This window comes from Dyadobacter sp. AC419, assembly GCF_979253085.1.
Genome location: NZ_CEEDCD010000015.1, coordinates 360237 through 385175 on the forward strand (window position 1 = coordinate 360237; position 24939 = coordinate 385175).

23 protein-coding genes and 3 pseudogenes are annotated in these 24939 nt (G+C 44.0%); 10 read left to right on the top strand and 16 right to left on the bottom strand.

The features are described 5' to 3' along the window. Nucleotide 1 precedes the first annotated feature (1 nt). From AC0IYG_RS09105 to AC0IYG_RS09140, 8 genes and pseudogenes are all read right to left on the bottom strand, one after another. Nucleotides 2-1329 (bottom strand): annotated as a pseudogene (locus tag AC0IYG_RS09105) (DEAD/DEAH box helicase). A gap of 144 nt (nucleotides 1330-1473) precedes the next feature. Then, nucleotides 1474-1746: an outer membrane beta-barrel protein gene (locus AC0IYG_RS09110; protein ID WP_471710779.1), complete on the bottom strand. Its 273-nt coding sequence runs from the start codon at nucleotides 1744-1746 to the stop codon at nucleotides 1474-1476. A 26-nt stretch (nucleotides 1747-1772) separates the two neighbouring features. Then, nucleotides 1773-2114 carry an outer membrane beta-barrel protein gene (locus AC0IYG_RS09115; RefSeq protein ID WP_471710780.1) on the bottom strand — a complete coding sequence of 114 codons (342 nt, stop codon included), beginning with the start codon at nucleotides 2112-2114 and terminating at the stop codon, nucleotides 1773-1775. A 187-nt stretch (nucleotides 2115-2301) separates the two neighbouring features. Then, the gene (locus AC0IYG_RS09120; RefSeq protein WP_471710781.1) at nucleotides 2302-3381 is read right to left on the bottom strand and encodes a hypothetical protein; all 1080 of its coding nucleotides are present in this window, start codon (nucleotides 3379-3381) and stop codon (nucleotides 2302-2304) included. A 29-nt stretch (nucleotides 3382-3410) separates the two neighbouring features. Further along, a complete protein-coding gene (locus tag AC0IYG_RS09125; RefSeq protein ID WP_471710782.1) occupies nucleotides 3411-4328 on the bottom strand; it encodes a hypothetical protein in 918 nt (305 codons plus the stop codon). A gap of 10 nt (nucleotides 4329-4338) precedes the next feature. Beyond that, nucleotides 4339-4911: a phosphoribosylglycinamide formyltransferase gene (purN, locus tag AC0IYG_RS09130; protein WP_471710783.1), complete on the bottom strand. Its 573-nt coding sequence runs from the start codon at nucleotides 4909-4911 to the stop codon at nucleotides 4339-4341. A gap of 127 nt (nucleotides 4912-5038) precedes the next feature. Continuing rightward, complete coding sequence (locus AC0IYG_RS09135) at nucleotides 5039-5734, bottom strand: TapB family protein (protein ID WP_471710784.1); 696 nt, start codon at nucleotides 5732-5734, stop codon at nucleotides 5039-5041. Between the two features lie 101 nt (nucleotides 5735-5835). Further along, on the bottom strand, nucleotides 5836-6717 hold the full coding sequence (locus tag AC0IYG_RS09140) for a geranylgeranylglycerol-phosphate geranylgeranyltransferase (protein ID WP_471710785.1): 882 nt from the start codon (nucleotides 6715-6717) through the stop codon (nucleotides 5836-5838). A 181-nt stretch (nucleotides 6718-6898) separates the two neighbouring features. Here AC0IYG_RS09140 and bshA point away from each other — a divergent pair. The 4 genes and pseudogenes from bshA to AC0IYG_RS09160 all read left to right on the top strand — a co-directional run bounded on the left by bshA (nucleotide 6899) and on the right by AC0IYG_RS09160 (nucleotide 10711). Next, nucleotides 6899-8039: pseudogene (bshA, locus tag AC0IYG_RS09145) on the top strand (N-acetyl-alpha-D-glucosaminyl L-malate synthase BshA). Between the two features lie 49 nt (nucleotides 8040-8088). Beyond that, a complete protein-coding gene (locus AC0IYG_RS09150; RefSeq protein ID WP_471710786.1) occupies nucleotides 8089-9420 on the top strand; it encodes an NAD(P)/FAD-dependent oxidoreductase in 1332 nt (443 codons plus the stop codon). A gap of 122 nt (nucleotides 9421-9542) precedes the next feature. Next, nucleotides 9543-9788 carry a DUF4834 domain-containing protein gene (locus AC0IYG_RS09155; protein ID WP_471710787.1) on the top strand — a complete coding sequence of 82 codons (246 nt, stop codon included), beginning with the start codon at nucleotides 9543-9545 and terminating at the stop codon, nucleotides 9786-9788. Nucleotides 9789-10285: 497 nt separating this feature from the next. Further along, nucleotides 10286-10711: a hypothetical protein gene (locus AC0IYG_RS09160; RefSeq protein WP_471710788.1), complete on the top strand. Its 426-nt coding sequence runs from the start codon at nucleotides 10286-10288 to the stop codon at nucleotides 10709-10711. Between the two features lie 75 nt (nucleotides 10712-10786). Here AC0IYG_RS09160 and carB read toward each other — a convergent pair whose 3' ends face one another. From carB to nuoB, 5 genes are all read right to left on the bottom strand, one after another. After that, nucleotides 10787-13630 carry a carbamoyl-phosphate synthase large subunit gene (carB, locus tag AC0IYG_RS09165; protein ID WP_471710789.1) on the bottom strand — a complete coding sequence of 948 codons (2844 nt, stop codon included), beginning with the start codon at nucleotides 13628-13630 and terminating at the stop codon, nucleotides 10787-10789. Nucleotides 13631-13825: 195 nt separating this feature from the next. Beyond that, nucleotides 13826-15667, bottom strand: coding sequence for a BamA/TamA family outer membrane protein (locus AC0IYG_RS09170; protein ID WP_471710790.1), 1842 nt, complete (start codon nucleotides 15665-15667; stop codon nucleotides 13826-13828). Nucleotides 15668-15771: 104 nt separating this feature from the next. Next, nucleotides 15772-17448 carry a hypothetical protein gene (locus AC0IYG_RS09175; protein ID WP_471710791.1) on the bottom strand — a complete coding sequence of 559 codons (1677 nt, stop codon included), beginning with the start codon at nucleotides 17446-17448 and terminating at the stop codon, nucleotides 15772-15774. Between the two features lie 34 nt (nucleotides 17449-17482). Continuing rightward, complete coding sequence (locus AC0IYG_RS09180; RefSeq protein WP_471710792.1) at nucleotides 17483-18025, bottom strand: NADH-quinone oxidoreductase subunit C; 543 nt, start codon at nucleotides 18023-18025, stop codon at nucleotides 17483-17485. 17 nt (nucleotides 18026-18042) lie between these two features. Next, nucleotides 18043-18567, bottom strand: coding sequence for an NADH-quinone oxidoreductase subunit NuoB (gene nuoB, locus AC0IYG_RS09185; protein WP_471710888.1), 525 nt, complete (start codon nucleotides 18565-18567; stop codon nucleotides 18043-18045). Between the two features lie 135 nt (nucleotides 18568-18702). Here nuoB and AC0IYG_RS09190 point away from each other — a divergent pair, with 135 nt between their 5' ends. After that, complete coding sequence (locus AC0IYG_RS09190; RefSeq protein WP_471710793.1) at nucleotides 18703-19461, top strand: hypothetical protein; 759 nt, start codon at nucleotides 18703-18705, stop codon at nucleotides 19459-19461. Here AC0IYG_RS09190 and AC0IYG_RS09195 read toward each other — a convergent pair. Then, nucleotides 19458-19790 carry a helix-turn-helix domain-containing protein gene (locus tag AC0IYG_RS09195; RefSeq protein ID WP_471710794.1) on the bottom strand — a complete coding sequence of 111 codons (333 nt, stop codon included), beginning with the start codon at nucleotides 19788-19790 and terminating at the stop codon, nucleotides 19458-19460. The two genes, AC0IYG_RS09190 and AC0IYG_RS09195, sit on opposite strands and share 4 nt — an antisense overlap. A 239-nt stretch (nucleotides 19791-20029) precedes the next feature. On the opposite strand from AC0IYG_RS09195, the gene AC0IYG_RS09200 reads away from it, so the two are divergent. The 5 genes from AC0IYG_RS09200 to AC0IYG_RS09220 all read left to right on the top strand — a co-directional run bounded on the left by AC0IYG_RS09200 (nucleotide 20030) and on the right by AC0IYG_RS09220 (nucleotide 23379). Next, nucleotides 20030-21274: a Spi family protease inhibitor gene (locus AC0IYG_RS09200; protein ID WP_471710795.1), complete on the top strand. Its 1245-nt coding sequence runs from the start codon at nucleotides 20030-20032 to the stop codon at nucleotides 21272-21274. Nucleotides 21275-21314: 40 nt separating this feature from the next. Next, nucleotides 21315-21770, top strand: coding sequence for a hypothetical protein (locus AC0IYG_RS09205; RefSeq protein WP_471710796.1), 456 nt, complete (start codon nucleotides 21315-21317; stop codon nucleotides 21768-21770). Nucleotides 21771-21790: 20 nt separating this feature from the next. Further along, a complete protein-coding gene (locus AC0IYG_RS09210; protein WP_471710797.1) occupies nucleotides 21791-22252 on the top strand; it encodes a hypothetical protein in 462 nt (153 codons plus the stop codon). Between the two features lie 132 nt (nucleotides 22253-22384). Continuing rightward, complete coding sequence (locus AC0IYG_RS09215; protein WP_471710798.1) at nucleotides 22385-22906, top strand: hypothetical protein; 522 nt, start codon at nucleotides 22385-22387, stop codon at nucleotides 22904-22906. 125 nt (nucleotides 22907-23031) lie between these two features. Next, complete coding sequence (locus AC0IYG_RS09220) at nucleotides 23032-23379, top strand: hypothetical protein (protein WP_471710799.1); 348 nt, start codon at nucleotides 23032-23034, stop codon at nucleotides 23377-23379. Between the two features lie 28 nt (nucleotides 23380-23407). Here the strand turns inward: AC0IYG_RS09220 and AC0IYG_RS09225 are convergent. Together AC0IYG_RS09225 and AC0IYG_RS09230 are read right to left on the bottom strand one after the other, a co-directional pair. Further along, nucleotides 23408-23877: pseudogene (locus AC0IYG_RS09225) on the bottom strand (NADH-quinone oxidoreductase subunit A). Between the two features lie 90 nt (nucleotides 23878-23967). Next, the gene (locus AC0IYG_RS09230; protein ID WP_471710800.1) at nucleotides 23968-24849 is read right to left on the bottom strand and encodes a sulfite exporter TauE/SafE family protein; all 882 of its coding nucleotides are present in this window, start codon (nucleotides 24847-24849) and stop codon (nucleotides 23968-23970) included. Nucleotides 24850-24939: the final 90 nt, after the last annotated feature.

Sequence of the window (24939 nt, forward strand, 5' to 3'; positions counted from 1 at the left end):
CTTACTTTTTCCCGGAGCGTTTTATAGGCCGGCCGTATTTCTGCATTTTCTCCTGCGCGTGATTTCTTCTGACGTTAACCTTCTTGTTTTTGTCGATCTTTTCATGAAACGCACCGCCGCCTGCTTCTCTTTTGGGCAGTTTTACATCAATGTTCTTCATGAAGATATGCGGCTCTTCATCAGGCGTGAGGATTTCCGAGATCTTCAAATTTTCGGGCAAAGGCTCGATCGGAATCTGGTAACTCATCAATTCTTCGATCTGCTCCTGACGTTCCTTTTCACTTTCTGTAATAAATGAAATGGCCACTCCTTTTTATCCGCACGGCCTGTTCGTCCAATGCGGTGAATGTAGTTTTCAGGGATTTCAGGGATGTCAAAGTTGAAAACGTGCGAGACTTCGGCAACGTCCAATCCACGTGCAATGATGTCTGTGGCGATCAGAATGCGATAATTGCCTTCGTGAAATTGTTTAACACTGTTAAATCTGTGATTTTGTTCCTTGTTGGAATGGATGACGCCGATCTTGTTCAAATAGCCCATTTCCAGTTGGCCGAACAGTTGATCTGCTAATTTCTTGGTTGCTACGAAGACCAGCACTTTGCTCATGTCCTCGTTTTCTTCTAGCAAAAGGTCCAGCAAGTTTACTTTTGTGTAAAAGTTCGGAACGTTATATGCTTTCTGCTCAATGTTCTCTAACGGCGTTCCCACAGGAGCAGCTTCGATCCTTACCGGGTTGTTAAAGTAAGTTTGCATAAGTGCCTCAACTTCCTGAGTAAGAGTCGCTGAGAACAAAAGGTTCTGACGCTTTTGCGGCAATAAGTCAAGGATATTTTTAAGCTGCGTCCGAAAGCCTAGATTCAGCATTTCGTCCACTTCGTCGATTACGAGTTTCTTAATCGCCTTTGTTTTCAATGATCCATTTAGGGCAAGATCAAAGAGTCTGCCGGGCGTGGCAACGACGACATCAGCGCCGTTTTTCAACTCAGCCATCTGCACCTTAATGTTTCCGCCTCCGTAAGCGCCCACAACTTCAAGCGTCAGATAAGCGCTCAGTTTGCGCACTTCTTCGACCACTTGCACCACAAGCTCGCGTGTAGGAACGAGGATCAGCAATTGGGGAAGCCGGTCTTTGGAAAATTCGATCTGGCGCAATGTCGGCAGGAGATAGGCAAATGTTTTTCCAGTTCCCGTCTGGGCAATCCCACACACATCCTTACCCGACATCATCACTGAGAAAACCTTCTGCTGGATCGCTGTGGGCGTTACATAGTTCAGGTCTGCGAGTGCGTTGAGTAAAGGCTTGGTGAGATTTAAGTCTTCGAAAGTCATATCAATGTTGGAAATAAAGTGCAAAGTTACGGCTTATCCACGTAAATGGCACAAAATAAGAGCCCGGAACCAAATGGCGCCGGGCTCTTGTCCTTTCCTGTTAGCTTTATAATGTGTGTTATTCGTCCTGATAATGTGTGTTAATTATCTCGTTCTAAGTCGGCCGGTGTTGCGGTTGTATGTTCCAAGCGGGAAGCTCAGACCAGCATTGATGCCGAAATTTTGATTTTTTACATTTGAGTTGCCATCCTTTGTGATGTCGATCAGGCCCAGTCCGTAACGTGCGTCCAGATTAAGCCAGATTTTTTCTTGAAGACGAATGTTAAGACCAGCTCCGAAAGTTAAACCCAGGTCAAAAGGATTGTAAACCCTGTTGTCTGAATTGCCATTCAGGTTGTTTCCGTCTTTGTCCTTCACACCAACAAGGAAGTTCAGGTTTGGACCTAAAAGATCTTTGGACGAACCTTATCGCCATATTTGCCAAAGAAGAAAGTCGCTAGCAACGGAGCCTGAATGTAGTTCATATTGATCTCATTCGTTTTGCTAAGCACCTTTGCGCCCAACTGCGTAAACAGAAGCTGTCCGCTGAAACCGAAGCCGCTTTCTGAGCTGTAATTGTAGAAGCCACCAATGGTCAGACCTGGTTTCCAGTCCGTGTCATTAACGTCACCGCGGAAGTTGGCAATGGATACTCCGGCGATTGGCCCGATGGAAACATTTTCCTGAGCATGTGCCCGCGTTACAAACAATGTAACCGCTAGTAAAAGAATAGTGCAATTTTTCATTCGAGTGGATTATATGTGGATTTGCGTCCAAACAACAAATCCTGTACCAACCAGCCGAAGAAAGCGCTAAAAGCGTAAAGCGTTCACAACAAGCGCAGATATTCGTATATTTATATTTATTCTAAACTTGAAAGAGGGGAAATAACTCTACAACTGTATACGTTGTCGACAAAAAAATCGGAACTAGTTAATCGTCATCATCCGAATCTTCCAGGAATGACTGTCCGGGAATTTGATACGGCTTCAAATAAGCTTTCAGTTGGGACGGCATTTTCCATTGCTTGATGGTCTGCTTAATGTTCTTGATCTCCGCCTTCATTTCATTCACATTCGTATTGAACTTCACAATCACGGTTGTGAGCGAATTAGCGTGCTGGTAAGGCAATCCACAAACTGCCGAAATTCGCTTCTGAACGCTTTCCTTGACCAATTCGAGTTCTTCAACCTGTTGCCTGAGGACTTTGTTGTAATAATTAAGCTGATTTTTGCTCAAATTTTCCAGCTGATCCTGATCAATGCGATCTAGCTCAATCTGTAATTTCAGCAGTTTAAGCAAGTTATTTTCCTGATATGCTTCCGTTATCTGCTGCATAATCTCCGTTTTTCTCAACTTCTCTGCTTCATCTTTTTCCAGGTCCGGATGGAAGGTTTTTACCAGATCCATGTAAACAGTTCGGACTGACTTAGTCGTTTTCTGCTGCTCAACCAGCTGCTTTGCTTCCTGAATGCGCTTATGCAGGCGTTCTTCGCGTTGCTCTGCCTTAATCCTTTGCTGTTCTTCTTCCGGCAGGTCGTGGAAGTTTTCATATGCAGATGTTTCGACGACATTTTCGCTCTCCAGCAAGAAAGACGGATCTGTGATTTTCGCATCTTTCGCCTTTTCCTGTTCAAGCAATGTTTCAATATCGACAGGACTATATTTATTGAAAACCGGCTTTAAATTGTCATAGCCATGATGTAGGATCAGGTCATAAGCGCGTTCTGTAATCAGATAGGCAAGTTTGTCCTGATAAATTTTACGAAACAGATCAGCCTGGTAAGTCCGGTCCATAATGTGGACGATCTCTTCCTGAAAGTCGTGATACTCACGGATCAGCGGGTTCAGATCCGTGGGAATGCGCTGGATCATTTGATCATAAGCACTTTCCAGCTCGGGAATGAGCCGATCCAGTTCTTCAATCCGTTGTGATAACTGGTTGAACTCTTTCTGTCTTTTATTCAAGACATTTTTACGCTCATTAATATGTAAAATAGCTGTTTCTGCCATAGTTAAATGTTTCGGTTGGGACTTCGAAATTACAATCCCAGTTCTTGATAAGATATCATTACAATCGCAATGACTGCCAATAGAAGCCCAAATTTATTGAGATGGTTCAGCCTTTCGCGGTAAATCAGCCAGGCAGCGCAGGCGGACACGAGCATGGTCAGAATGTTATAGATCGGGAAAACGAATGCGGCGCTGTTTGAAAACGATGCCAATGCGAGGAGCAGAAAATATAGGGACAGGAAATTCGGAACACCAAGGATAAATCCGCCGATGACGCTGCGAAATTTGAGACGCTCATTGGTGGTAATCAGTCTGTAAATTAGGATTGCAGTGCCGATCAGGATTGCGCCAGAACATGCTATAATCATGAATAATGTGGTTTCGCCCGCCTTGTAATATTTGACCGACAGAAAATTTATCAGTGTATTATTCGTCCCGGCAGCCAGAAATGTCAGGATTGGCAGCATTAACATTGCGTTTCTAGCTAGTGCTTTGGCCGCTCCATTTCCAGCTTGATCTTTTTTGTTATTTTGAATTGCACCCAAAGCCAATGCGACAAGCGCAATGACCAATCCAGCGTAATTGATGGCAGTGAATTCTTTGTTGTTATTTTTAAATACAAACAATCCGAAAAGAACGGGAATGACGAGTGACATATTCCCGGCGAGTGATGTTGCAGTCACGCTCACTTTCTGGGCAGTCAACCCGATTAACATAAAAGTGACGACGAACATTGCGCCGAGGGCAAGCGTAAGAAGCGTTCCATTGGCGCTCCAATCCACCGTTTTGAATAATTGCAGATTTGGTGTCAGGACCAAACCGGTCAGAACACAAGCATAATAATTGAAAACAACAGCATGAAACGAATCCACCTGATAGCGTGGAAACGCCCGCATGATCAGATAAAGCGCAACTGTAAACAGAACGGATAGCAAAAAATACAGCATATGCGGCTTTCTAGCGCTTTGAGAATAGGATTTCGTCGATCACGCGCGGATAGTTTTCGTGTTCGAGCGCATGAATTTTATTCGCTACATCTTCCGAAGTGTCAGACGAATCCACTTTGCAGGTTGCCTGGAAAATCACATTCCCTTCGTCGTAATGCTCATTAACGTAATGAATGGTGATGCCCGATTCGGTTTCTTTTGCATTTACAACAGCCTCATGCACGAAATGTCCATACATTCCTTTTCCGCCATATTTAGGAAGCAAAGCCGGATGAATGTTAATGATCCGATTTGGAAATGCTTCGACCAGAAAGGAGGGAACCAGCAGCATAAAACCTGCCAGCGCAATGATATCAATGCGTTCGTTTTGCAATATATGCAGGACCTTTCTGGTTTGATATAAGGTCTTTTTATCAAAAAACACAACCGGGATTTGCAGCTTGCAGGCGCGCTTGATCACGCCTGCCTGCGGATTATTTGTGAAGATCAATGAAACTTCCACATCCTCCCGTTCAGCGAAATATTCACAAATTTTTTCTGCGTTGGTTCCTGAGCCGGAAGCGAAGATGGCGAGTCGTTTCATGTTGTATTAAATGTGGTGAATGATAATTTTTTGTGTCAAATTTCTCTGACAAAGCTATAAAAAGAACGGCTTACGGAATGCGCCGAAAGCCGTTTTAAAAGCAGATGACAAATTATAATGCTGATAGTCAATAGATTTTAGTGAGTTCACTGTAACCCATCAGCTTGCCCTTGCGGTAAGTTTCGTTCTTCACATCCCACAAAACGCCGGGAGCGCGGTAAGAGATGCTTTCCATTTCCATTTTCACCGGAAAGCCCATTTTCATTTCAAAAGCCAGATCAGATTTGACCTTATAAGCATCGAAACTGCCTGCTGGCGTTGTTAATTTCTCTTGTCCGATAACATTTCTGTTCTTAATCTGCATATTAAATGTGACTACCATTGGACCAGATTGGCCATTTCCTTTCAGCGAAGCATCTCTCAACTTGTCACCAACCGTGAATTTTGTCGGAAACTCAATGTTCTCATACGTGAATTTCATTTCAAGGTTCTGGAATGATTTCAGCTGTTCCTGATTGATCATCGACTTTGCATCAACCGACACAATGTCGCCGTTGCACTTCATTTGATAGGTGTTTTTTAGTTCCGATTTGCCTTTGGTGCTGAATGCTTCCATCTCAATATCGAACACGGTGAAAGCACCCTCCGTCGAAACCTTGTTGATTTTGTAGACGATCTTTCCGCTTTCTTTTCCTTTCGCGTCGTAATTAGCCATTTCAAAACCACTGCCTTCCTTCATCGTAACACCTCCGCACTCCTGTGCAAACGATTTGGCCTGAACCAAAAGGAGCATTAACAGGCTCCATATTAAAAGCTTTTTCATAAAGAGAAACGTGTATAAGTGATTAGTTTGTTAAAAACAAAGATAGTTTCCCTGGCCACAGTTGCGACCGTTCGTGCAAATATTGAGTTTGCGGTATGCGGTTATGCCCAGATCATTGTGATCAATCCGAGGAGCATGATAATCTTGCACAAGCTGCTTATCTGCTTGAAGTCGCGACGCGTATCCGCACGCGCCAGGCTTGCACACATGTAGGCGATGGGAATTAGCAGCATGAAGAACAAAACAATGAGCACATTATTGTCCAAAGCGCGGGCCATTACAAACAATGCCGTAACGAACATTAAGACGATGAAATACAAGAAATTTTTGGTCCGCCGAATGCCCCATATAATCGGCAATGTGCGGCAGCCATGCGCCTCATCGCCCTTGATGTCTTCCATATCCTTTACGACTTCCCGGATCAGGGAAATAAAGAAAGAGAAAACCGCGTAAATAAAAACAAGGTGGCGGTTCATCGGGAATTGCACGGTCAGGATAAGCAGCGAAAAACCTGTTAACAAGGAAACAATGAAGTTTCCAATGAAAGGCAGTCGTTTATAGCGCTCTGAATAAAACCACAATAATGTGATGGAGAACACATTGATCACGAAAATGTAAGGGCTTACGACTAAGCCAAATACTGCACCCAGCACATTCAGGATCTGGTGAGCGCCCATTGCCCAGCGTCTTTTTAAATATCGCCCGACAACTACGCGTTCCGGCTTGTTTACAATGTCAATTTTAATGTCAAAATAATCATTGATAATATAGCCGGCAGCTGCAATACAAACCGTAGATAATGATAAAAAGAACATATCCACATTCGCGATAATGCTTTTCCATTCATGCCTTGGGCCGATCAGCAGGATGCGGGTGAGATATTGCGTGACGACGACAATCACCAGATTGGTCATACGGACCAGTCGGGCACTACCGGTAATGTAATCCCACATGCTGATTTTTGGTCGTGCAGACACGTTCATGGAAGCTAACTCAGGAAATAGAAGGTTTAGGCAATAAAATTATTCATTTTATCCCATTAACGACAAATCTCAACATCTTTATCCATTTTAGGGATAAAAAAACGAGCATTTGTTGTTAGCCTAAGTGATTCGTTGTAAAAACAGATCGCCTCACGCGACTTTCAACTTTTTAATCAAGATTATGAAAATTGGTATTGTATGCTATCCTACCTTCGGAGGAAGCGGAGTGGTAGCTACTGAACTCGGAAAGGCGCTTGCCAAAGTAGGCCATCAGGTTCATTTTATTACATATTCACAACCCCAAAGGCTCGACTTCTTTAATGAAAATCTTTACTATCACGAAGTAAATATTCCGGCTTATCCTTTGTTTCAATATCCGCCTTACGAGTCTGCATTATCCAGTGAAATGGTGCATGTAGCCGCTAGCGCGAATCTCGATCTGCTGCATGTGCATTACGCCATTCCGCACACGTCGTCAGCTTATCTTGCCAAACAAATTTTAGCGCAGCAAGGCATACACATTCCAGTGATCACCACATTGCATGGAACGGATATTACATTGGTAGGGAAAGACGAGTCATACGAGCCGGTTGTAACATTCAGCATTAACCAGTCCGATGGCATTACGGCCGTTTCGGAATCTTTGAAAAAAGATACTTACGCGCATTTTGCAATCACAAAAGACATTGAAGTAATTCCAAACTTCATTGATCTGGACCGCTTTAACCGTCAGAAAAAAAGAGCATTTCAAACTGGCCATTTGCCCGAATAACGAAAAGCTGATCGTGCACACTTCCAATTTCAGGAAAGTGAAGCGGATTGACGACGTCATACTGATTTTTGAAAAACTCCGCAAATTGCTGCCTAGCAAGCTTCTTCTGGTTGGTGACGGCCCTGATCGCCAGCGTATTGAACGCATGTGCAAGGATTTGGATATGCTTTCTGATGTTCGGTTTTTAGGAAAACTCGATGCGATCGAAGAAGTGCTTTCTGTTGCTGACTTGTTCCTTATGCCTTCCGAATCCGAAAGTTTCGGTCTGGCAGCATTGGAAGCGCTCGCATGCGAAGTGCCCTTGATCACGTCCAATGCAGGTGGATTGCCTGAGTTGAATTTGCATGGTGTCACCGGATTTTTGAGCGATGTCGGCGATGTCGATGACATGGTTAAGCACGCAGCTTATATCCTGAATGACGACAACCTTCCGACATTCAAAGCCAACGCGCTGGCAAGGGCAAAAGAATTTGATATTGCCAAAATTCTCCCTCATTATGAGGCATATTACGAGAAAGTCGTTGAAAACAGCAAAGCCGTGACGATATAGGTATGGTATTTTTATAGTCTGGTTTTTTTGAATCCAAAAAAGCCAGACTATGCTACCGAATATTCCATATACAAATTATAAAAGAGTCGTGATCGTGGGCGCCGGATTTGGCGGACTTGCGCTTGCGAGAGAAATTGCGAAGCGCGAAGATTTGCAGGTTGTTCTTATCGACCGCAATAATTATCATCAGTTTCAGCCACTTTTTTATCAGGTCGCGATGGCCGGGCTGGAACCCAGTTCCATTTCTTTTCCACTCCGGAAAATATTTCAATCCAAAAAGAACGTACACATTCGCATCACGGAGGTGCACAGCGTAAATCCGGACCGCAAATCCATCAGCACGGACCTGGGTGAAATCACTTATGACTATTTAGTAATCGCTACGGGAGCCATCACCAATTATTTCGGGATGAAGGAAATTGAAGAGCGCGCCATTCCTATGAAAACGGTTTCGGAAGCGCTTGCTTTGCGGAACCGTATTCTACAAAATTTCGAAGATGCACTTTCGGTGGATTCAGATGATGAGCGAGCTGGTTTAATGAGTGTGGTTGTAGTAGGCGGCGGCCCCACGGGCGTGGAGTTGTCCGGAACGCTGGCGGAAATGAAGCATTTTATTTTGCCAAAAGATTATCCTGAAATGGATTTCAAAGCAATGGAAATCCACTTATTGGAAGGTTCGAAAGAATTACTTGGCGCAATGTCGGATGAGTCGTCGCAGCGGTCGAGGGAATATCTTGAAAAAATGGGCGTCCACATTCACACTGAACAAGTTGTAACAGGCTTTGACGGAAAATACGTAACGACGAAACAAGGCATGCGCATTCGTGCCGATAACCTGGTTTGGGCTGCGGGCGTAAAGGCAAATCCGCTTAACGGTTTGAATCCTGAGGTGATCGTAAGAGGCGGAAGGATTAAAGTTGACCAGTATAACCGGGTGGAGGGTTACGAAAATATCTTTGCATTAGGGGATGTCGCGGCAATGCAGGAAGGGGAGTGGGAAAACGGCCATCCGCAGCTGGCGCAACCTGCGATTCAGCAAGGAGAAGCGCTTGCGAAAAATGTGTGGCGTGTTATGGATGGCAAAAAGGCTGTTCCGTTTAAATATAAAGATCTGGGTTCAATGGCAACCGTTGGTCGTAACCGCGCTGTTGTGGATCTTCCCTTTATCAAATTTCAAGGATTTTTGGCTTGGTTAACATGGATGTTTGTGCATTTAATGTCAATTGTAGGTGTTAAAAACCGCGTTTTGATCTTGATAAATTGGGTTTGGAATTACGCCACTTACGACCAGTCGTTGCGCCTGATCCTGCGTCCGAAAACCATTGAGCAGATTTCCAACAAGAATGAGAAGAATGAAGATGCGGTAAAACAGGAAGCTTAGCCACTTATAATACAAGATTGCCTTTCCCCGGTCGGATTGCATCATTCATTAGGTTTTCGTTATATTCGTGTGCGATTTTTGCCGACTTTGCGTTATATACAGATGTAATAAACTTTTGAAAAATGAAACTCTTATTTAACATACTCCTCATATTTCTGCTTCTGATCGCTTTCGTTCCGTTTTTCAGAAGATTTATTTTTCACCTGCTGGTCGGACGTCAGCTAATTAAAGAGCAGGAAAGGCAATATCGCGCGCAACAACAGCAAAGAGCCAAGCCAGGTGTTAAAGTGGACAATGTTCCACCAGACGCAAGCCAGTCATCCCGCTTCCAGGGAGGCGAGTATGTGGATTATGAGGAAGTGAAATAGCAACACGATAAATTTTTTTATAGAAACCGTCTCAAATGTTGAGGCGGTTTTTTTTGTGGTTGATCTCAATGATTTGCCGGTCAAAACTTGAATCCAAAATCCGGTAAGTTTGGACATTCGAGATTCTAACCTTCACCCTCAAATGAACCTGAATTTTACGGGCAAAAATTTTCGTCAATGTTCTCTGAATTTCATTGTGACGAGAATTTTGATATTTAGCATTGGATTTCTTTGCTGGACTATTTTTCCAGAAAGAGGCGCACTTAAAACCGTCAACCACCGGAACGAAAATGTAGATTTTGAGAAAGTCTGGAACAGATTTGATTCAGGCTGGTATGTGAATCTCGCTAGCAACGGCTATCCTCAAAGACCATTCAATGATTCAGTAGAAGAGACCTGGGGATTTATGCCCTTGTATTCAATGCTGATGCGATTGATATCAGCGGTTTCTGGCTTGGAGTTGTTCTATTCCAGGTGCATTACTTGGTTTGGTGCCAATGGCCGGACTGATGCTGTATCTTCATTCCACTTGCGGCGAGCCGCTTGCTTTTATCAAAATCCAGAAGGCATGGGGCAGCACGGAAACTTATCCATTGCAGGGATTCATTAATCTTTTCACGACAATAGGGCGGAGGTCTTCATTTTTGAATGCAGGGTTCTGGCTGCTGATATTGGGAGCCGTGTTTTCTCAATACAGACGTTTGCCAATCTCTTATTTAGTGTTTACACTTATTTATTTTTTGCTGTCCACCAGTAATGAAATCGTCTATGGAACAACGCGTTACATGCTTGGGGTCATCCCATTGTTTTTGGCCGTATCCATTAGTAACCAGTATGTCAGGCAGTTTTTTATCGTTATAAATTTGCTTTTCCTATCGCTCAACATTGCCACTTTCGTAACAAATACGCTGACATTTTTATAAGGCATTAAACGCAAAAGAGGCTGTTTCAATGCAGAAACAGCCTCTTTGTATATTACTTTAAACTTATTCAGTTCACTATCGGCTCAGATACAAATTTCTCTCACCATAAATTTTCTGGAAGAAATCATCTTGCAAATCGTCGATGAAGTAAATGGCTTCACCGGTTGATTTCATTTCAGGTCCGAGCTCCTTGTTTACGTTCGGGAATTTGTTGAAAGAGAAAACCGGGATTTTGATCGCCCAGCCCTTTTTCACCGGATTGAATGTAAAATCCTTCAATTTCTTCGTTCCGAGCATAAGCTTCGTTGCGTAGTTTACATACGGCTCCTGATATGCTTTGCAGATGAATGGCACCGTGCGCGAAGCTCTTGGATTCGCTTCAATTACGTAAACAACGCCGTTTTTAACCGCGAACTGCACATTGATCAGACCGATCACATTCATTGCAAGGGCGATTTTGCGCGTATGCTCTTCAATCTGACGGATTTCATCAGCGGTAAGATCGAATGGAGGAAGCGCTGCGTGTGAGTCGCCAGAGTGGATACCCGCAGGCTCAATGTGCTCCATAACCCCGATAATGTAAGCATCTTCGCCGTCACAGATCGCGTCAGCTTCTGCTTCCAGAGCACCTTCTAAAAAGTGGTCAAGCAAGATGTTGTTATCCGGAATGTCATGCAGGATTTTCACCACGTGCTGCTCCATTTCCTTCTCGTTGATCACAATCTTCATGCTCTGTCCACCCAAAACGTAACTTGGACGAACCAGCAATGGGAAGCCGAGCGTGCGCGAAAGCTCAACGGCTGCATCAGAAGTCCTCACCGTTCCGAACTTAGGGAAAGGAATTTCCAGCTCTTCCAGAAGTGAAGAGAAGCGGCCGCGATCCTCAGCCCAGTCAAGTGACTGATAGCTGGTTCCAATGATTTTGATGCCGTATTTTTCAAGCTTTTCAGCCATTTTAAGGGCAGTTTGTCCACCAAGCTGAACAATCACACCTTCCGGTTTTTCATGTTCAATGATGTCAAAAACGTGTTCCCAGAAAACCGGCTCGAAATATAATTTATCCGCAATATCCGGGTCAGTCGACACAGTTTCCGGGTTACAGTTGATCATGATCGTTTCGTAACCTTCTTCTTTTGCCGCCAATACACCGTGTACGCAGGAGTAATCAAACTCAATCCCTTGTCCGATGCGGTTTGGACCAGAACCTAGTACAACCACTTTTTTGCGGTCGCTTACGATGGATTCGTTGTCCGGATATTCCTGAGAAGTATTAAATGTAGAGTAATAGTAAGGTGTTTTTGCTTCGAATTCCGCTGCACAAGTGTCAACACATTTGTATACACGCTTGATTCCAAGTTCTTTACGTCTGTCGTAAACCTTACTTTCTTTCGTTCCGATCAAATGAGCGATTTGACGGTCAGCATAACCTTTTTGTTTCGCATTAAGCAATAATTCCTTAGGAAGATCGCTCAGGTCAAATTTCTCGATCTCATGTTCCAGCTCGATCATTTCTTCGATCTGACGAAGGAACCAGGCATCAATCTTAGTCAGGTTCTGAATTGTTTTGAATGATAAACCGATCTTGAACGCATCATAAATGTGGAACAGACGATCCCAGCTCGGATTTTTCAAACTATGCTTGATCGCTTCCTGATCGCGTAACTCGCGGCCATCGGCGCCCAGGCCATTTCTTCTGATTTCCAGCGACTGACAAGCTTTTTGCAATGCTTCCTGGAAATTCCGGCCGATTCCCATCGCTTCTCCAACAGATTTCATTTGGAGTCCTAATGAGCGGTCAGCGCCTTTGAATTTATCAAAGTTCCAACGCGGAACTTTTACAATAACGTAGTCAATCGATGGTTCGAAAAATGCAGATGTGCTGCCTGTGATCGGGTTTATCAACTCGTCCAGGTTATAACCAATCGCCATTTTGGCGGCAATTTTTGCAATCGGATAACCCGTCGCTTTCGAAGCAAGAGCAGATGAGCGCGACACGCGTGGGTTGATTTCAATCGCAATAATTTGATCATCAGCAGGATTTACCGAAAACTGGACATTACATCCGCCTGCAAACTTGCCGATCCCGTCCATCATCTTGATAGCGAGGTCACGCATTTGCTGATAAAGTGTGTCGGGCAATGTCATCGCTGGCGCAACTGTGATGCTGTCGCCTGTATGCACACCCATCGGGTCAAAGTTCTCAATCGAGCAAATAATGATGAAGTTACCTTTGCTATCGCGAAGCAATTCGAGCTCGTATTCTTTCCAGCCCATTGCACTTTGTTCAACCAAAACTTCATGAACAGGAGATGCGTGCAGACCATTGTTCAATGCTTTATCAAAATCGGCTTCCGAGTTCACAAATCCGCCGCCTGTTCCTCCCAATGTATAAGATGGGCGGATAACCAGCGGGAATCCGATTTCCTGAGCGATTTCTTTCCCTTCCAAAAAGGATCTTGCTGTGCGGCCTTTACAAACATTGACATTCAATTCAAGCATTTTTAACCTGAATTTCTCTCTGTCTTCTGTCGTTTCAATGGCCTTGATGTCAACACCGATGATCTCTATATCATACTTTTTCCAAACTCCTGCTTTATCGCAATCAATAGCCAGGTTTAACGCAGTTTGTCCTCCCATCGTTGGTAGCACCGCATCGATCGGCTTGCCCATCGCTTTATGCTTTTCAAGAATTTCAACGATATATTTCTTTTCCAATGGAAGCAGGTAAACATGGTCTGCACTGATCGGATCAGTCATGATCGTTGCAGGATTGGAGTTGATAAGCACAACTTCGATCCCTTCTTCGCGGAGCGAACGGGCAGCCTGTGAGCCAGCATAGTCAAATTCGCATGCCTGACCAATGATTATTGGACCTGAACCGATAATTAGAACGGAATTGATATTCGTATTTTTGGGCACAGTAAATGGTAATTTGTAGAAATGAGGAAAATCTTTTAACAACTTTTGGCAGATTGCCTGATAATCTCAGCAGGGGTACGTCCAAAAATTCCACAAAGTTAATTCACATATTCGAAAAAGAACGGAAGCTCGGCGGAAATAACTGTAATTTTTTGAGGCAGCAGATTTAGTAGACTTATTATCAGTCAAATGCACTCATTGCAGTGGGGCAATAGCAGGCGCTGAAATGTCAAAATCTCGTAATCGAAGCGGAACATTGCCATCCAACCCGAACCGGAACACCGACGTGTTGCCCGGAATGTTGGGATAGTAACCAACGCGCAATTGCAGTGTATTAAATGTCAAATTTTCATTGCGCAGCCTGAGACCCAGGCCGTAACCCTGATATAACGGACTTTTCCAGATCGATTCTGCGCCATTGACCAAACCAATGTCTGCAAACACAAAATAGGCGATACGAAAGCCCAAGATGCTTTTATCAGAAAAGAAAACGGTTTCAGTGCCTAATGTAAGTCTCGTGGTGCCGATAAGCTGCTCGCTATTAATGCCCCTGATGCCCTGGTCGCCGCTAATGTTTAGATAATCAAGTGGATCGCGGTTGACCCCACGGGTGTAACGGCCTGTGAAAAATTGCCTGAAAAAGCTGTATCGGAAGGGAATAAGGTTACTAATGTAGTTGAGCTGCGCACTGATCACGCCTTGTTGCGCCTTCGCTTCTTTTATATAGGAGCCAATGTTCAGCAAACCATACATATAGCCGAGGTTATGTGGCAGATATTTTCCGGTCGCGTATTGAAGCCCAGCGTAACCTCTCGCACCAAATTCCGTATCCTCCCGTCCGCCGGTCAAGGCGAAAAGATTACCGACAGGAACGTCCTCTGTTCTTCCAAAACCGTAAATCAAGACGTCCCGCTTGTAATTTCGGTTGGAGTAACCCAAGCTGAGAAGCGTTGCGCTTTTGTTCCAATAAACCTTATTAATGTAAGGCGAAACCTCCGGGCGGTCCGTAAAATGAAATTTATTATGCCGCGCCGCGACCACGATCCGGGAGTTTTCGGCCAGTCGGCTTGCTGGAAACGGAAATTTGAATGAGCGGCCCAGCCAGATATCGTAGTAATTGAATCGGGTGGGAAAAATAATGGGAATCTCGGTGTCCGTTGGATTTCTTTTGATTTGCCTGACCATCCGCTTGCCGGCCTCGACCGAGCCTGCGTATTTGGTCTCGTTAGTCAAAAAGCTGCGAAAAAACCGGATCGATTGTTCTTCCAGATCGCGTTCATAAATGAAGCTTCCCTGCCCCGTAATGAAGGTTTTCCCAATGTAAGGGACCGTGTAAATGGTTCGGAACTGGAATTTTTTACCATAAATGTCCTTGCCGTCCCACCGGACGCGCGTAAGCTGAGAATGTGTTGTCCCACGCACGTTGACATTCTCAACGCCGAGATTAAACTTATTAAATGAATTAAAGCCGCCCCTGAAATTGAGCGACCACGAATCCTGGATCAGCACAACCACATCTGCCATCCAGGTTACGTCCTTTCGCGGGACGACAATGATCCGCGCATCGGTGATTGTTCGGTTGGTTCTGAGCAGACGCTCATTATCCCTTAGCATTTTGGCCTGAATGTCGTCACCTTCTGAAAACAGCAGGAAAGATTTTCTGATAATGCTCTCCCGCGTATTCGTATGCAGGTTTTTACTCAAAAACTTTTCAAGCCGCTTGCCTTCCCGCGTCGTATCGTAAACCGATTCACCAAGGATATCAAGCTGCCGGATGTAAATTTTCCGGATCACCATTCCCTCATAAGGAGTGAATGGATTGGTTTCAATTTCTTTTACCTCGGTAACCTTACCCTGGTTATAAACGTCGCGAAACAAAAGTCTGTAAACGGCTCTTGAAAACTTCGTTTTAGACATCCGCGCTTTCAGGTTTGTGTAGCGCAGGCTGTCTCTGCTATACACTTCCAGGCTGTCGGGATTTTTCTGGGCCGAGGCATAAGTGGATAGCAATAAGAACAGCAAAATATATCTAAACATGTGCACTTTCAATTCCAAACCAACAGACTAAACGATAACGTACGAATGATAGATATAATGGATGCTGTAAAGGAATATTAAAATTGAAAATTAGAAGGATCCGTTTATCTGCCGGCGTCCAGTATCGCTTTGGCGGTTTTTTCGGTGTCGCTTGGAGCAGAAGCGTTCTTCGCGGCAAACTTGCCATTGGGCTTAATAATGGAAAATGTAGCCGAATCCAGTGGATTCAGGCGGAAAAGCAAATCCATCATTTGGTCACCATTCATAAACAAATGCGTTCCTTTCAAGCGGTGACGCACAATGTATTGTCTCATAAGCGCATCAGATGCAATGACTTCATCACCGGGCAAGTGCACAAAAAGAAAAACGACATCCTCGGGAACACTCGCCTGTAATGCCGGAATGTAATCCAGTTGCTCCCGGCTTCTCGCGTCGTCAATGTTCCATTTGGTCAGATAGACCGTTTTGCCCTTATATTGATCCAAAACCCGGTTAAACCAGCTTGTCCCGCGGTCGTTGGAAGCCGTAAGAAAATAGCCCGGCAAAGCTTCCGTAGGTTCCGTGCGAAGATTTTTGTACTCAACTATTTTGCGGATATTGCTGCTATCCTGCACTTCCAAATTCACGATTTCATTCAGTGATTCCCGGAAAACAGGGAGATTACTTCGTGACTGAATGTGTTGATTGAGAAGCATTTGTTGCTTGTAAGTGAATTGATAAAGGTTTTTGGCCAAATAATGTATTTTCAAAAATTCAGTGGCCGTACTATCAAACAGGTCAGCGTAAATGCGGATTTCTCTTTCGTAGTTAAAAAGGAGGTTAAGCACGAGCTCATTTTTAGCATAAAGCTTATTCATGAAGTCCAGGTCAGCCTTATCGGTCAGACCGTCATCTGTAATTTGCTGCAAACGCTGGCGTTCTTCGGAAGTCAGATTCGTTGTATTATTCCGGATCAAAGTTGCCATCAGGCGCACGGGAAGCGAATTTGTTTTGCTGGGATTTGTATACTTGCGTTCCGCCAACTTCATATCGGCATAGTTCCCAAAACGATTTGCCCAAATCACCCGCTGCCCGGTTAAGGGAGCCTCAGAAAGGCGTTTCAAGCTGTCCAGCAACGGTTTATTAACATCAATTTGGTTGGAAAGCGCATGCTCGTAGAGGATCTGCAACTGCTCTTCGTCTGTGATCGCCTTTGCCCATTGGAATAAAGCGGGTGACGGAACCGTGTTTTTTGCCGCTTCCTGGACTGCGGAAAGTCTTAATTGTGCACGTTTTTGCGCCAGATCACGTGCAGATGCAGAACTGCTTTGCCAGAAATTTTTGAAAAAATCAGCCCCTAACACTTTATTAGCCCCTAAAAGCTTATTCTCTGTAGCAATGTATTGTGCAAATTGATTGTTGGCATCCGCATTAACGCCTGCAAAATAGAAAAGCTTGGAAGCCTTTGCCAATGAATCGCCGTCAAACGTAATTTCGACCGTCCCGGGAGAACCCAAAAACGTCGTAAATGCCTTTCCGCTGTAATCAAGATAAAATTCCTCTTGCGGAAATAGGATAGGGAGCGAAACTCTGAAACTGCCGTCAGCCTCCAACGGCGTTTGCTTACTAAGCTCGGATTGCGGCTGTAAAATGTTGTTGCGAGAGAAAGTGATGGTCGGCGCTTGTCGGTAAAGCCTCCCATTTAGGTTCAGAATGCGCCCTTTAACAATGAGAGAATCGGTTGCGGCATTGGAAAAAGAAAAGAAACCTGAGAAAAAAACGACCAGACAAATGAAGCGCATGCCCATACATTAAAGATTTATCCTATTTATAACATTAAGCCCTGCCTTCATCAGCAGGCAATTGCTCCGAAATCCCATCCTCATAACGCACATAAATTCCATGATAACGGTGCTGAACAGAGTAGTCTTTTCGCAAAGGGTGGCCTTCCCAATCCTCAGGAAGCAATATTCGACGCAGATCCGGGTGACCTTCAAAATGAATGCCCATTAAGTCAAAAGCCTCTCTTTCATGCCAGTCCGCAGTGCGCCAGATATGGGAAACCGAAGACACAACGGGCAAAGGCTCACCCTCCACGCTGCGCGGGAATATCGCTTTCAGCATCAGATCGTGCCCGTAAGGAATGGATGTGAGGTTGTAAACAAGCTCCATTGTCGAATGGACAGGCCCATTATCAATCGCTGAAACACACGCCAAAAAATCAAAGAACAGCTGTTCATCCCGATAGAGAAAATTGCATATTTCAGCAATGTTTTCTACCGGAATGTGCAAAACGGGCTGTGGATTTTTGGTGTCCGTGTCAATCTTATAATTCGGAAAAGCACCGGTCACTATTTCCGCAATTTCCTGAAATGTCATATTTTCTTGATTAAATGTTAGACAGTTGCAGTCTCAGCAGCTTCCATTTCGAGAAACAATTCCGGCGCCAGCGGATGCTCGCCTTTGATCTTTTCCTGCAACTTCATAAAGCCACCGATCAGCGCTTCCGGCCGAGGCGGACATCCCGGAACGTATACATCAACCGGTATAATCCTGTCAACGCCTTTCACCACATGATAGCCGTGTTCCCAATAAGGCCCGCCACAGTTTGAGCAGCTTCCCATGGAGATCACGTAACGCGGCTCGGGCATTTGTTCGTATAATCGCCTGATCCTGTCCGCCATTTTAAACGTCACAGTTCCCGCCACAATCATTACATCCGACTGCCGGGGAGAAGGTCTTGGCAAAATTCCAAAACGCTCCAAATCGTAGTTAGAAGCGTACGCCGCCATCATTTCTATTGCGCAGCAAGCCAATCCAAAGCCCATCGGCCATAGTGATGAAAGCCGCGCCCAGTTCATTAAATCCTCTGCATTGGTGAGTATGATGCCCCCGTCTCCTGTCTTTATTTTCTCGCTCATCTCTTTATCTTCCTTCAAAAAAATCAGTGGTATAGATATTGCTTGTTAAGCTTTATCAATGTATGCAAAAGTAACCATATTTAGTAAAAATCTGTTTCGCCAAACACTTCCAAGCGAGCACCAGAACACATCTTTATGAAAAACAAATTACTATTAACAACTTTTTTAGCCATGATTATCGGTGTTTCCGCGCAAGCGCAAACCGACACCACCGTACGTATGTTCCAAAGCGGTATGGCCGTTTATGCCGAGTTTGGACTGCTTCCCAACAACAAAACCATGCGAGATCAGCTTGACCGGTTGCAGATCAAACCATTTACTTCTATGATGGGATCGATTGTGTTAGCTAAACGGACCGAATCGCAGCGTTGGTTTTCGGAAGCAAGGCTGATCATTATGAACAGCACAAACTACACAACCGACAAAGACATGCGAAAAGCATATTTGGGCGGAATCGGCATTGGAACAGACGGCGGGCCCAAGCTGGTCAACAATCGCCGCTGGAATGTGCTGCTGCCAATTGGCTTCGATTTAATGCTTTACCGCCTGAAAATCAAAAGTAACCAATCTGCGACCATTGGTCAGGTGATTCAAAATCCTTCTTCCTTTGAGCCGATCAAGCTCGCTACGGGCAACATTAATTTACACGCCGGGATTGGAGCAGATTACAAAATGAACCTTCTTCCGAAATGGCATGATAAAGTGTATTTGAGTGGAAAAGCAACCTATCATTTACCAATTCTTGGGCGACGGAAATGGAAAGGTGAAGATGTGACGATCAGTGATTTATCATCATTAAAACTTAACCAGATCTATCTTCAAATCGGGCTTGTGTTTTTCCCGAAAAACAATGGTAAAATGTGGGGCGGAATGGGAATGCACAAGAAAGATTAATTCTTCTTTTGCATTAAGTTAATAAGCTGGCTTTCCAGTATTTTGATGTAAATATCTTTTTCTTCAATGCGTCTGAGCAATGCCTCCTGGCTTGGTGTAGATGCAGGTAAAACGGTGGTGGGAATCTGATTCGGATCGGTAATCAGCTCGTCCACCGAAATACCGAGTATTTCTGAAAATTTCTTCAACTGATTAATAGAGGGGCGCGTTTTGCCCCTCTCAATGTCAGAGTAATTAGGCTGCGACATGCCGCTCAAAAACGCCATATAGGCTTGTGTGTATCGTTTTTCCTCACGTTTCGTAAGGAGGTTACTCGCAAATATATTCATGATAGTGTGTTGATAAAATGCAGACGGAAGGCATCTGATGCGCAAAGTCTGTAATTTTTCAATTTCAACCAAGCCCCAAATTCCAATTATAAGCTCCGGTTATAAAGTTATAAGCCAAAACCATCGACTTATAAGCGCAGCTTGTTGGATTCAAGTGTCATTACAAAGCAATTTTGCATCACACCCCAAAGCCATGCAACCAGCGTGGTGAGTGGGGTTGGGTAACACATGCTATTGTTATGAGGAATGTAGCTTTATCGGGTAAATGTTTATTTGTTTTCTGCTTGTTACTAATGGTTTTTTACCAATGTAAAAGAGAAGAGCTTCCTAAAAATCCGGATTCAAAGGTCGAAATGCATCAGGATCCGTCTGTAATCTCCCTGCACGAGGCAACGGAAGTTGCATCAGGATATCATGGAACTGGCGGAAAAGAGAATGCTGATTCATCAGCCAGAATTGATGCTGGCGCAGACGATGTTATTAGCAGCGAAACGGTGAGTGATTCGGCAACCGGTGAGCCATTACTTTACATTTTCGAGAAAAGACAAGGATTTGCGATTGTCGCCGCCGACCTGCGTGTGATGCCCATTCTCGCATTTTCAAGTCAGTCAAAGATCGATCCTAAGAACATTCCCAATGGTGTAGACCTTTGGCTTGACATGGCAAAAACAAAGGTCAGGGAAGCGCGACAAAAAGGAGGCGAACCTCACAGCATTGTACTAAAAGAATGGCAAAAGTTCTTATCCAGAAAACTTAGGGCCACGGATACAAATTGTATCGAATGGTATCAATACGGACAGTTTCAGTGTAAAAATAAAATGACTATTGTTGGGCCACTGATAACGACGATATGGGGGCAAAACGCGTTGGCAACAACTAAGTTGAGTACGGCGGGAGATTGTGATGGATGCGGAAGAAGGCTGGCTGGATGTGGTCCCGTAGCAATGGCACAGTTAGAGGAGTTTTATCATCCCGTCTTGACTAGACCGAGGGTGTCTGATTGGCCATGTGATGCAACTAACGCTGGCCAGCATAGTCTGGGTACGCTAATGAAGACAATGGGTGACAAAGCTAAGGCGAGTTACAATTACATGGGCTCTTGTAACACTTTTACCTGGCCAGCGGATGTGAAAAGCGGATTAAAAAGCTTTGGCTTTTCATCCGGCGGTTCTGGCAATGAAGTATACAACTTTGCATTGATAAAGAGTGAGTTGAATGGGAACCACCCCGTCCTATTCTGGGGGTCTACTTGTCTAAGTTGTTTCAACGACTACCATATTTGGGTTTGTGAGGGTTATCAGTTGAGTGAATATAGTGAGTTCGATTGCGCAACAAAACAATGTAAAGAATGGTCTTACACATATCTAAGAATGAATTGGGGGTGGGAGGGAAAGGCTAATGGCGATTATGCTTTTGGTCAGTACAATCCTAAGGGGGAAGATTATAACGGAAATATGCATGTGATAACTGGCATCAGGCCATAATATGCATTGTTTAGAAACGAATCTAAATAGACTTCGAGATATGAAACATTTGAAAAAATCTGTAGCCATTTTTTCAGTCTTTTTGCTCATTGGAGGATGTGACCCGAAAGATGATCTATTTGCCGGACAACCGCTGTTTACTCACCTTGGAGGTACGTGGATTTTAGATAAAATCGTCACACCAACGCGCACATTAACCGGTTCGCAAATGGGCTATTCTGAACAATTGGTGAGTAACAATGAAGATGGCACCGACGTGGAACGTATCATTCGGAATGATACACTTTACGCCAAACATATCTGGGCCCGAAATCCAGCTCCGATTTCGAGTGACAAACACAAAACGGTTTTAATGTCTTACAGGGGTGGGCTTAAAAGATTTTACAAGATAACGAAGCAAAGTGGAAAACCAGACAGGCTCGAAGCCTCAGCTTATTTAACAGAGGTAGGAGGCACCAGTGACACTGTCAAGTTTTTTTATGAAGCAGTTTGGTAATGAATCATCATCAGATGAATATGAAGAGCTCAATTAAAAATAGCATTGTGTTTATGTCAATCCTATTGACAACAAATGCCTGCGACCAGGATAATGGTATGTTCGCTGGAACACCAATTTCAGTGGATTTAATAGGAACTTGGGTCCTCGAAAAAGTCGTAACTCCTACACGGTCCCTGGAAGGCTTGCAAATTGGGTATTTCGAAATATTAAAAAGTTATCATGAAGTCGATGACGAAGTTGGGCGTATTTATAGAAATGACACACTATTTGCAAAACACATATGGACCAGGGTTCCAGGGACGGTGTCGAAAACTAAAAATATGACCGTACTAGTCACGTATCGTGGAAGCGGTTCGAAGCGATTTTATAAAATTCGAAAATCGACTAAGCAACCAACAATTCTGGAAGCATCAGCATATTTAAAGGAATTGGGTGGGGCTGCTGACACTGTCAAGTTCTTTTATAGAGAGGTTTGGTAGGCTGGCAACTTGAAAAGATCCAAGTCATAATTAGCCAGCCAATATCATGCTATCTTGTATTTATGACGTCGTTGCCTCTTTTGCATTAATAACATATCCGAGCCTACATCGTAAAACCTAAATAGCCAGGAAATGAGAACCTTAATGCTTATGTTTTACATCAATCTAATGATTGGATGTTATAAAAATGTCGGTCCGCAAGGCGACGTTGTAGGGAATGGCGGTGATGGTTTGACTGGATATTGGAAAATCTCCAAATATGAGATTAGGGGAAAGACTTCCAGTCTACTTACAATTCCAGAAAGACAACTGTTGACAACCAAAGTGGGGTTCATGGTTAGAGATAGTGCCAACGTTCCGTTTTATAAAGAAGGCACAGAGTACAGAGTGTTTACATTTTATAGTGCAAACGTAGATAGTACTGGACGCTACTTAGGAATACTTTATAATTACGATTACACCAGAAAAACGAAACAGAGCGCCTTTTACTATCGAATGGATGAGACGGTTGGCTTTTTGGCAATCATTGATCGCGACGTCGAAGCAGGAATAGCGACAAAAATAAAGTTAAGCGGCCTTATGAATAGTGCAACGTACAAGCCAGAACTTGACACGCTACGATTTATTTACGAGCCTACGTCAAAATTTGATTGAAAATGAAAACATCATTATATAAATACTTCTTTAAGTGTTCTATCACCATTACTTCAATCTTTTTTATGGCGGGTGCTTGTTAACCTCGCGAGGGCTGGACGGCGGGTGAACCAATAACTACGAATTTGCTAGGAACCTGGAAGCTTGAAAAAATAGTAACGCCGACAAAGACATTGCTGGAATCTCAAATTGGCTTTTCCGAAAGATTGGTCATAGTTTTCGATAACGGTCATATTGAAACAACGTTTCGAAACGATACGCTCACGGGAACAGAAGTTTGGCGAATTAACCCTGCACCTATCTCAAAGACAAAGGAGATGACTGTCTCTATTACATATCGATACGGTCTTAAGCGATTCTACAAAATGCATGAAACTGTCAGCCAGCCAACAATTCTGGAAGCATCGGCATATTTAAAGGAATTGGGTGGGGCAGCTGACACTGTGAAGTTCTTCTATAACGAGGTTTGGTAAGACATACTTCCCCACATTATATCAGCGTCTATTTCTTCCGATACTTTTCATTAACCCGTCCATACAAATCGGCAGGAACTGGTGAGTCGATTGCTGGTAATTCGGGTTTTGGCCTTACCCAGTCGAGGTAGCCTTTGGCCCAGGCGTAGGCTAAGCCGAGGATGAGGATGCCGATGAAGACGGTCATTTCTGCCATGGCAAACCAGCCCCATTGTCCGTTCGTTTGTGCAATGAGATCTTCGCTGCCAAATACAATTGCCCAAGGAAAAGGAACAACAGCTCAACTTCAAACAACACAAAAATCAGTGCGATAACATAAAAGCGCACGTTGAATTGAATGTTCGCATTGCCCAATGGATCTTCTCCCGACTCGTAAGTGGTGAGTTTTTCTTCATTAGGACGGTTTGGACGCAGAAATTTGGCAATGGTAAGCATTACGCCAAGCAGCACAAGGGCAGCAATGATGAAAAGCAAAATATAACCGAAATCAGAAATCATAATCCGCGACACGTTTCAGCAAAGCTACTGATTTTCGATTATTGAGGCAGAAAAAGTGAGTGGAAATGTCGTTGAGAAAGCTTTTTCAAGCTAGAAACTCAGCAAGATTGTCCGGATGCTAAGTCCGATTACAAGGCAACCAATGATCAGCATCAACGGCTTGCGTTTGATTTTACCAACCAGCATGGCACCGAATGGAGCAGCAATAACGCCGCCAATAATAAGTCCAGAGACAACCTGCCAGCTGCTAACGCCGGTGAAAAGCAGGAATGTAACGCCGCTTGCAAATGCAATGACAAATTCCGCAGCATTCACCGAGCCAATCGTGTAACGCGGATCACGACCTTGTCCAAGCAATGTTGAAGTCACAATAGGTCCCCAACCGCCGCCGCCGATGGAATCCAGAAAACCGCCTGCTGCTGCAAGAATGCCGATTTTCTTGGTTTTATTTTTTACCAGATTCTTTTGCAAGGCTTTCCTGATGATGATCAAACCCAGCACAACCATATAAGCAGCAATGTAAGGCTTCACAAAATCCCCATCGATGACGTCAGAAAGAAGATATGCACCGGTGACGGCACCAAAAACACCCGGGATCAGCAGGCTTTTGAAAAGTTTTTTATTGATGTTTTTGTAACGAAAATGGGAGATTGCGGAAGCGCCGGTCGTGAACATTTCGGCCACGTGAACGCTTGTGCTGCTGATCGCCGGAGGCACGCCCAAGCTTAACAAAAAAGATGTTGAAGTCACGCCGTAAGCCATTCCCAATGCGCCATCGACCAGCTGTGCAGCCAATCCAACCAAAAGATACAATGCAAAATCGCTCCCGATAAATTCACTTACATTCTCATGACTGATTGATAATGAGCCATTAAAAATAAAAATCGCAGATAATATGAGCACAATAACCCCAGCAGCAATGTACCAGCCAGATATTGAGGGAAGTTTGAGCGAGAGGACTTTTGTGAGCATTACTGTCGGTTTTTGGAATTCGCCTATGAACAGGAAGTTACAAAAGTAGTAAAACTATTTAATCTACGTAATTAATAGATTATTAAAATT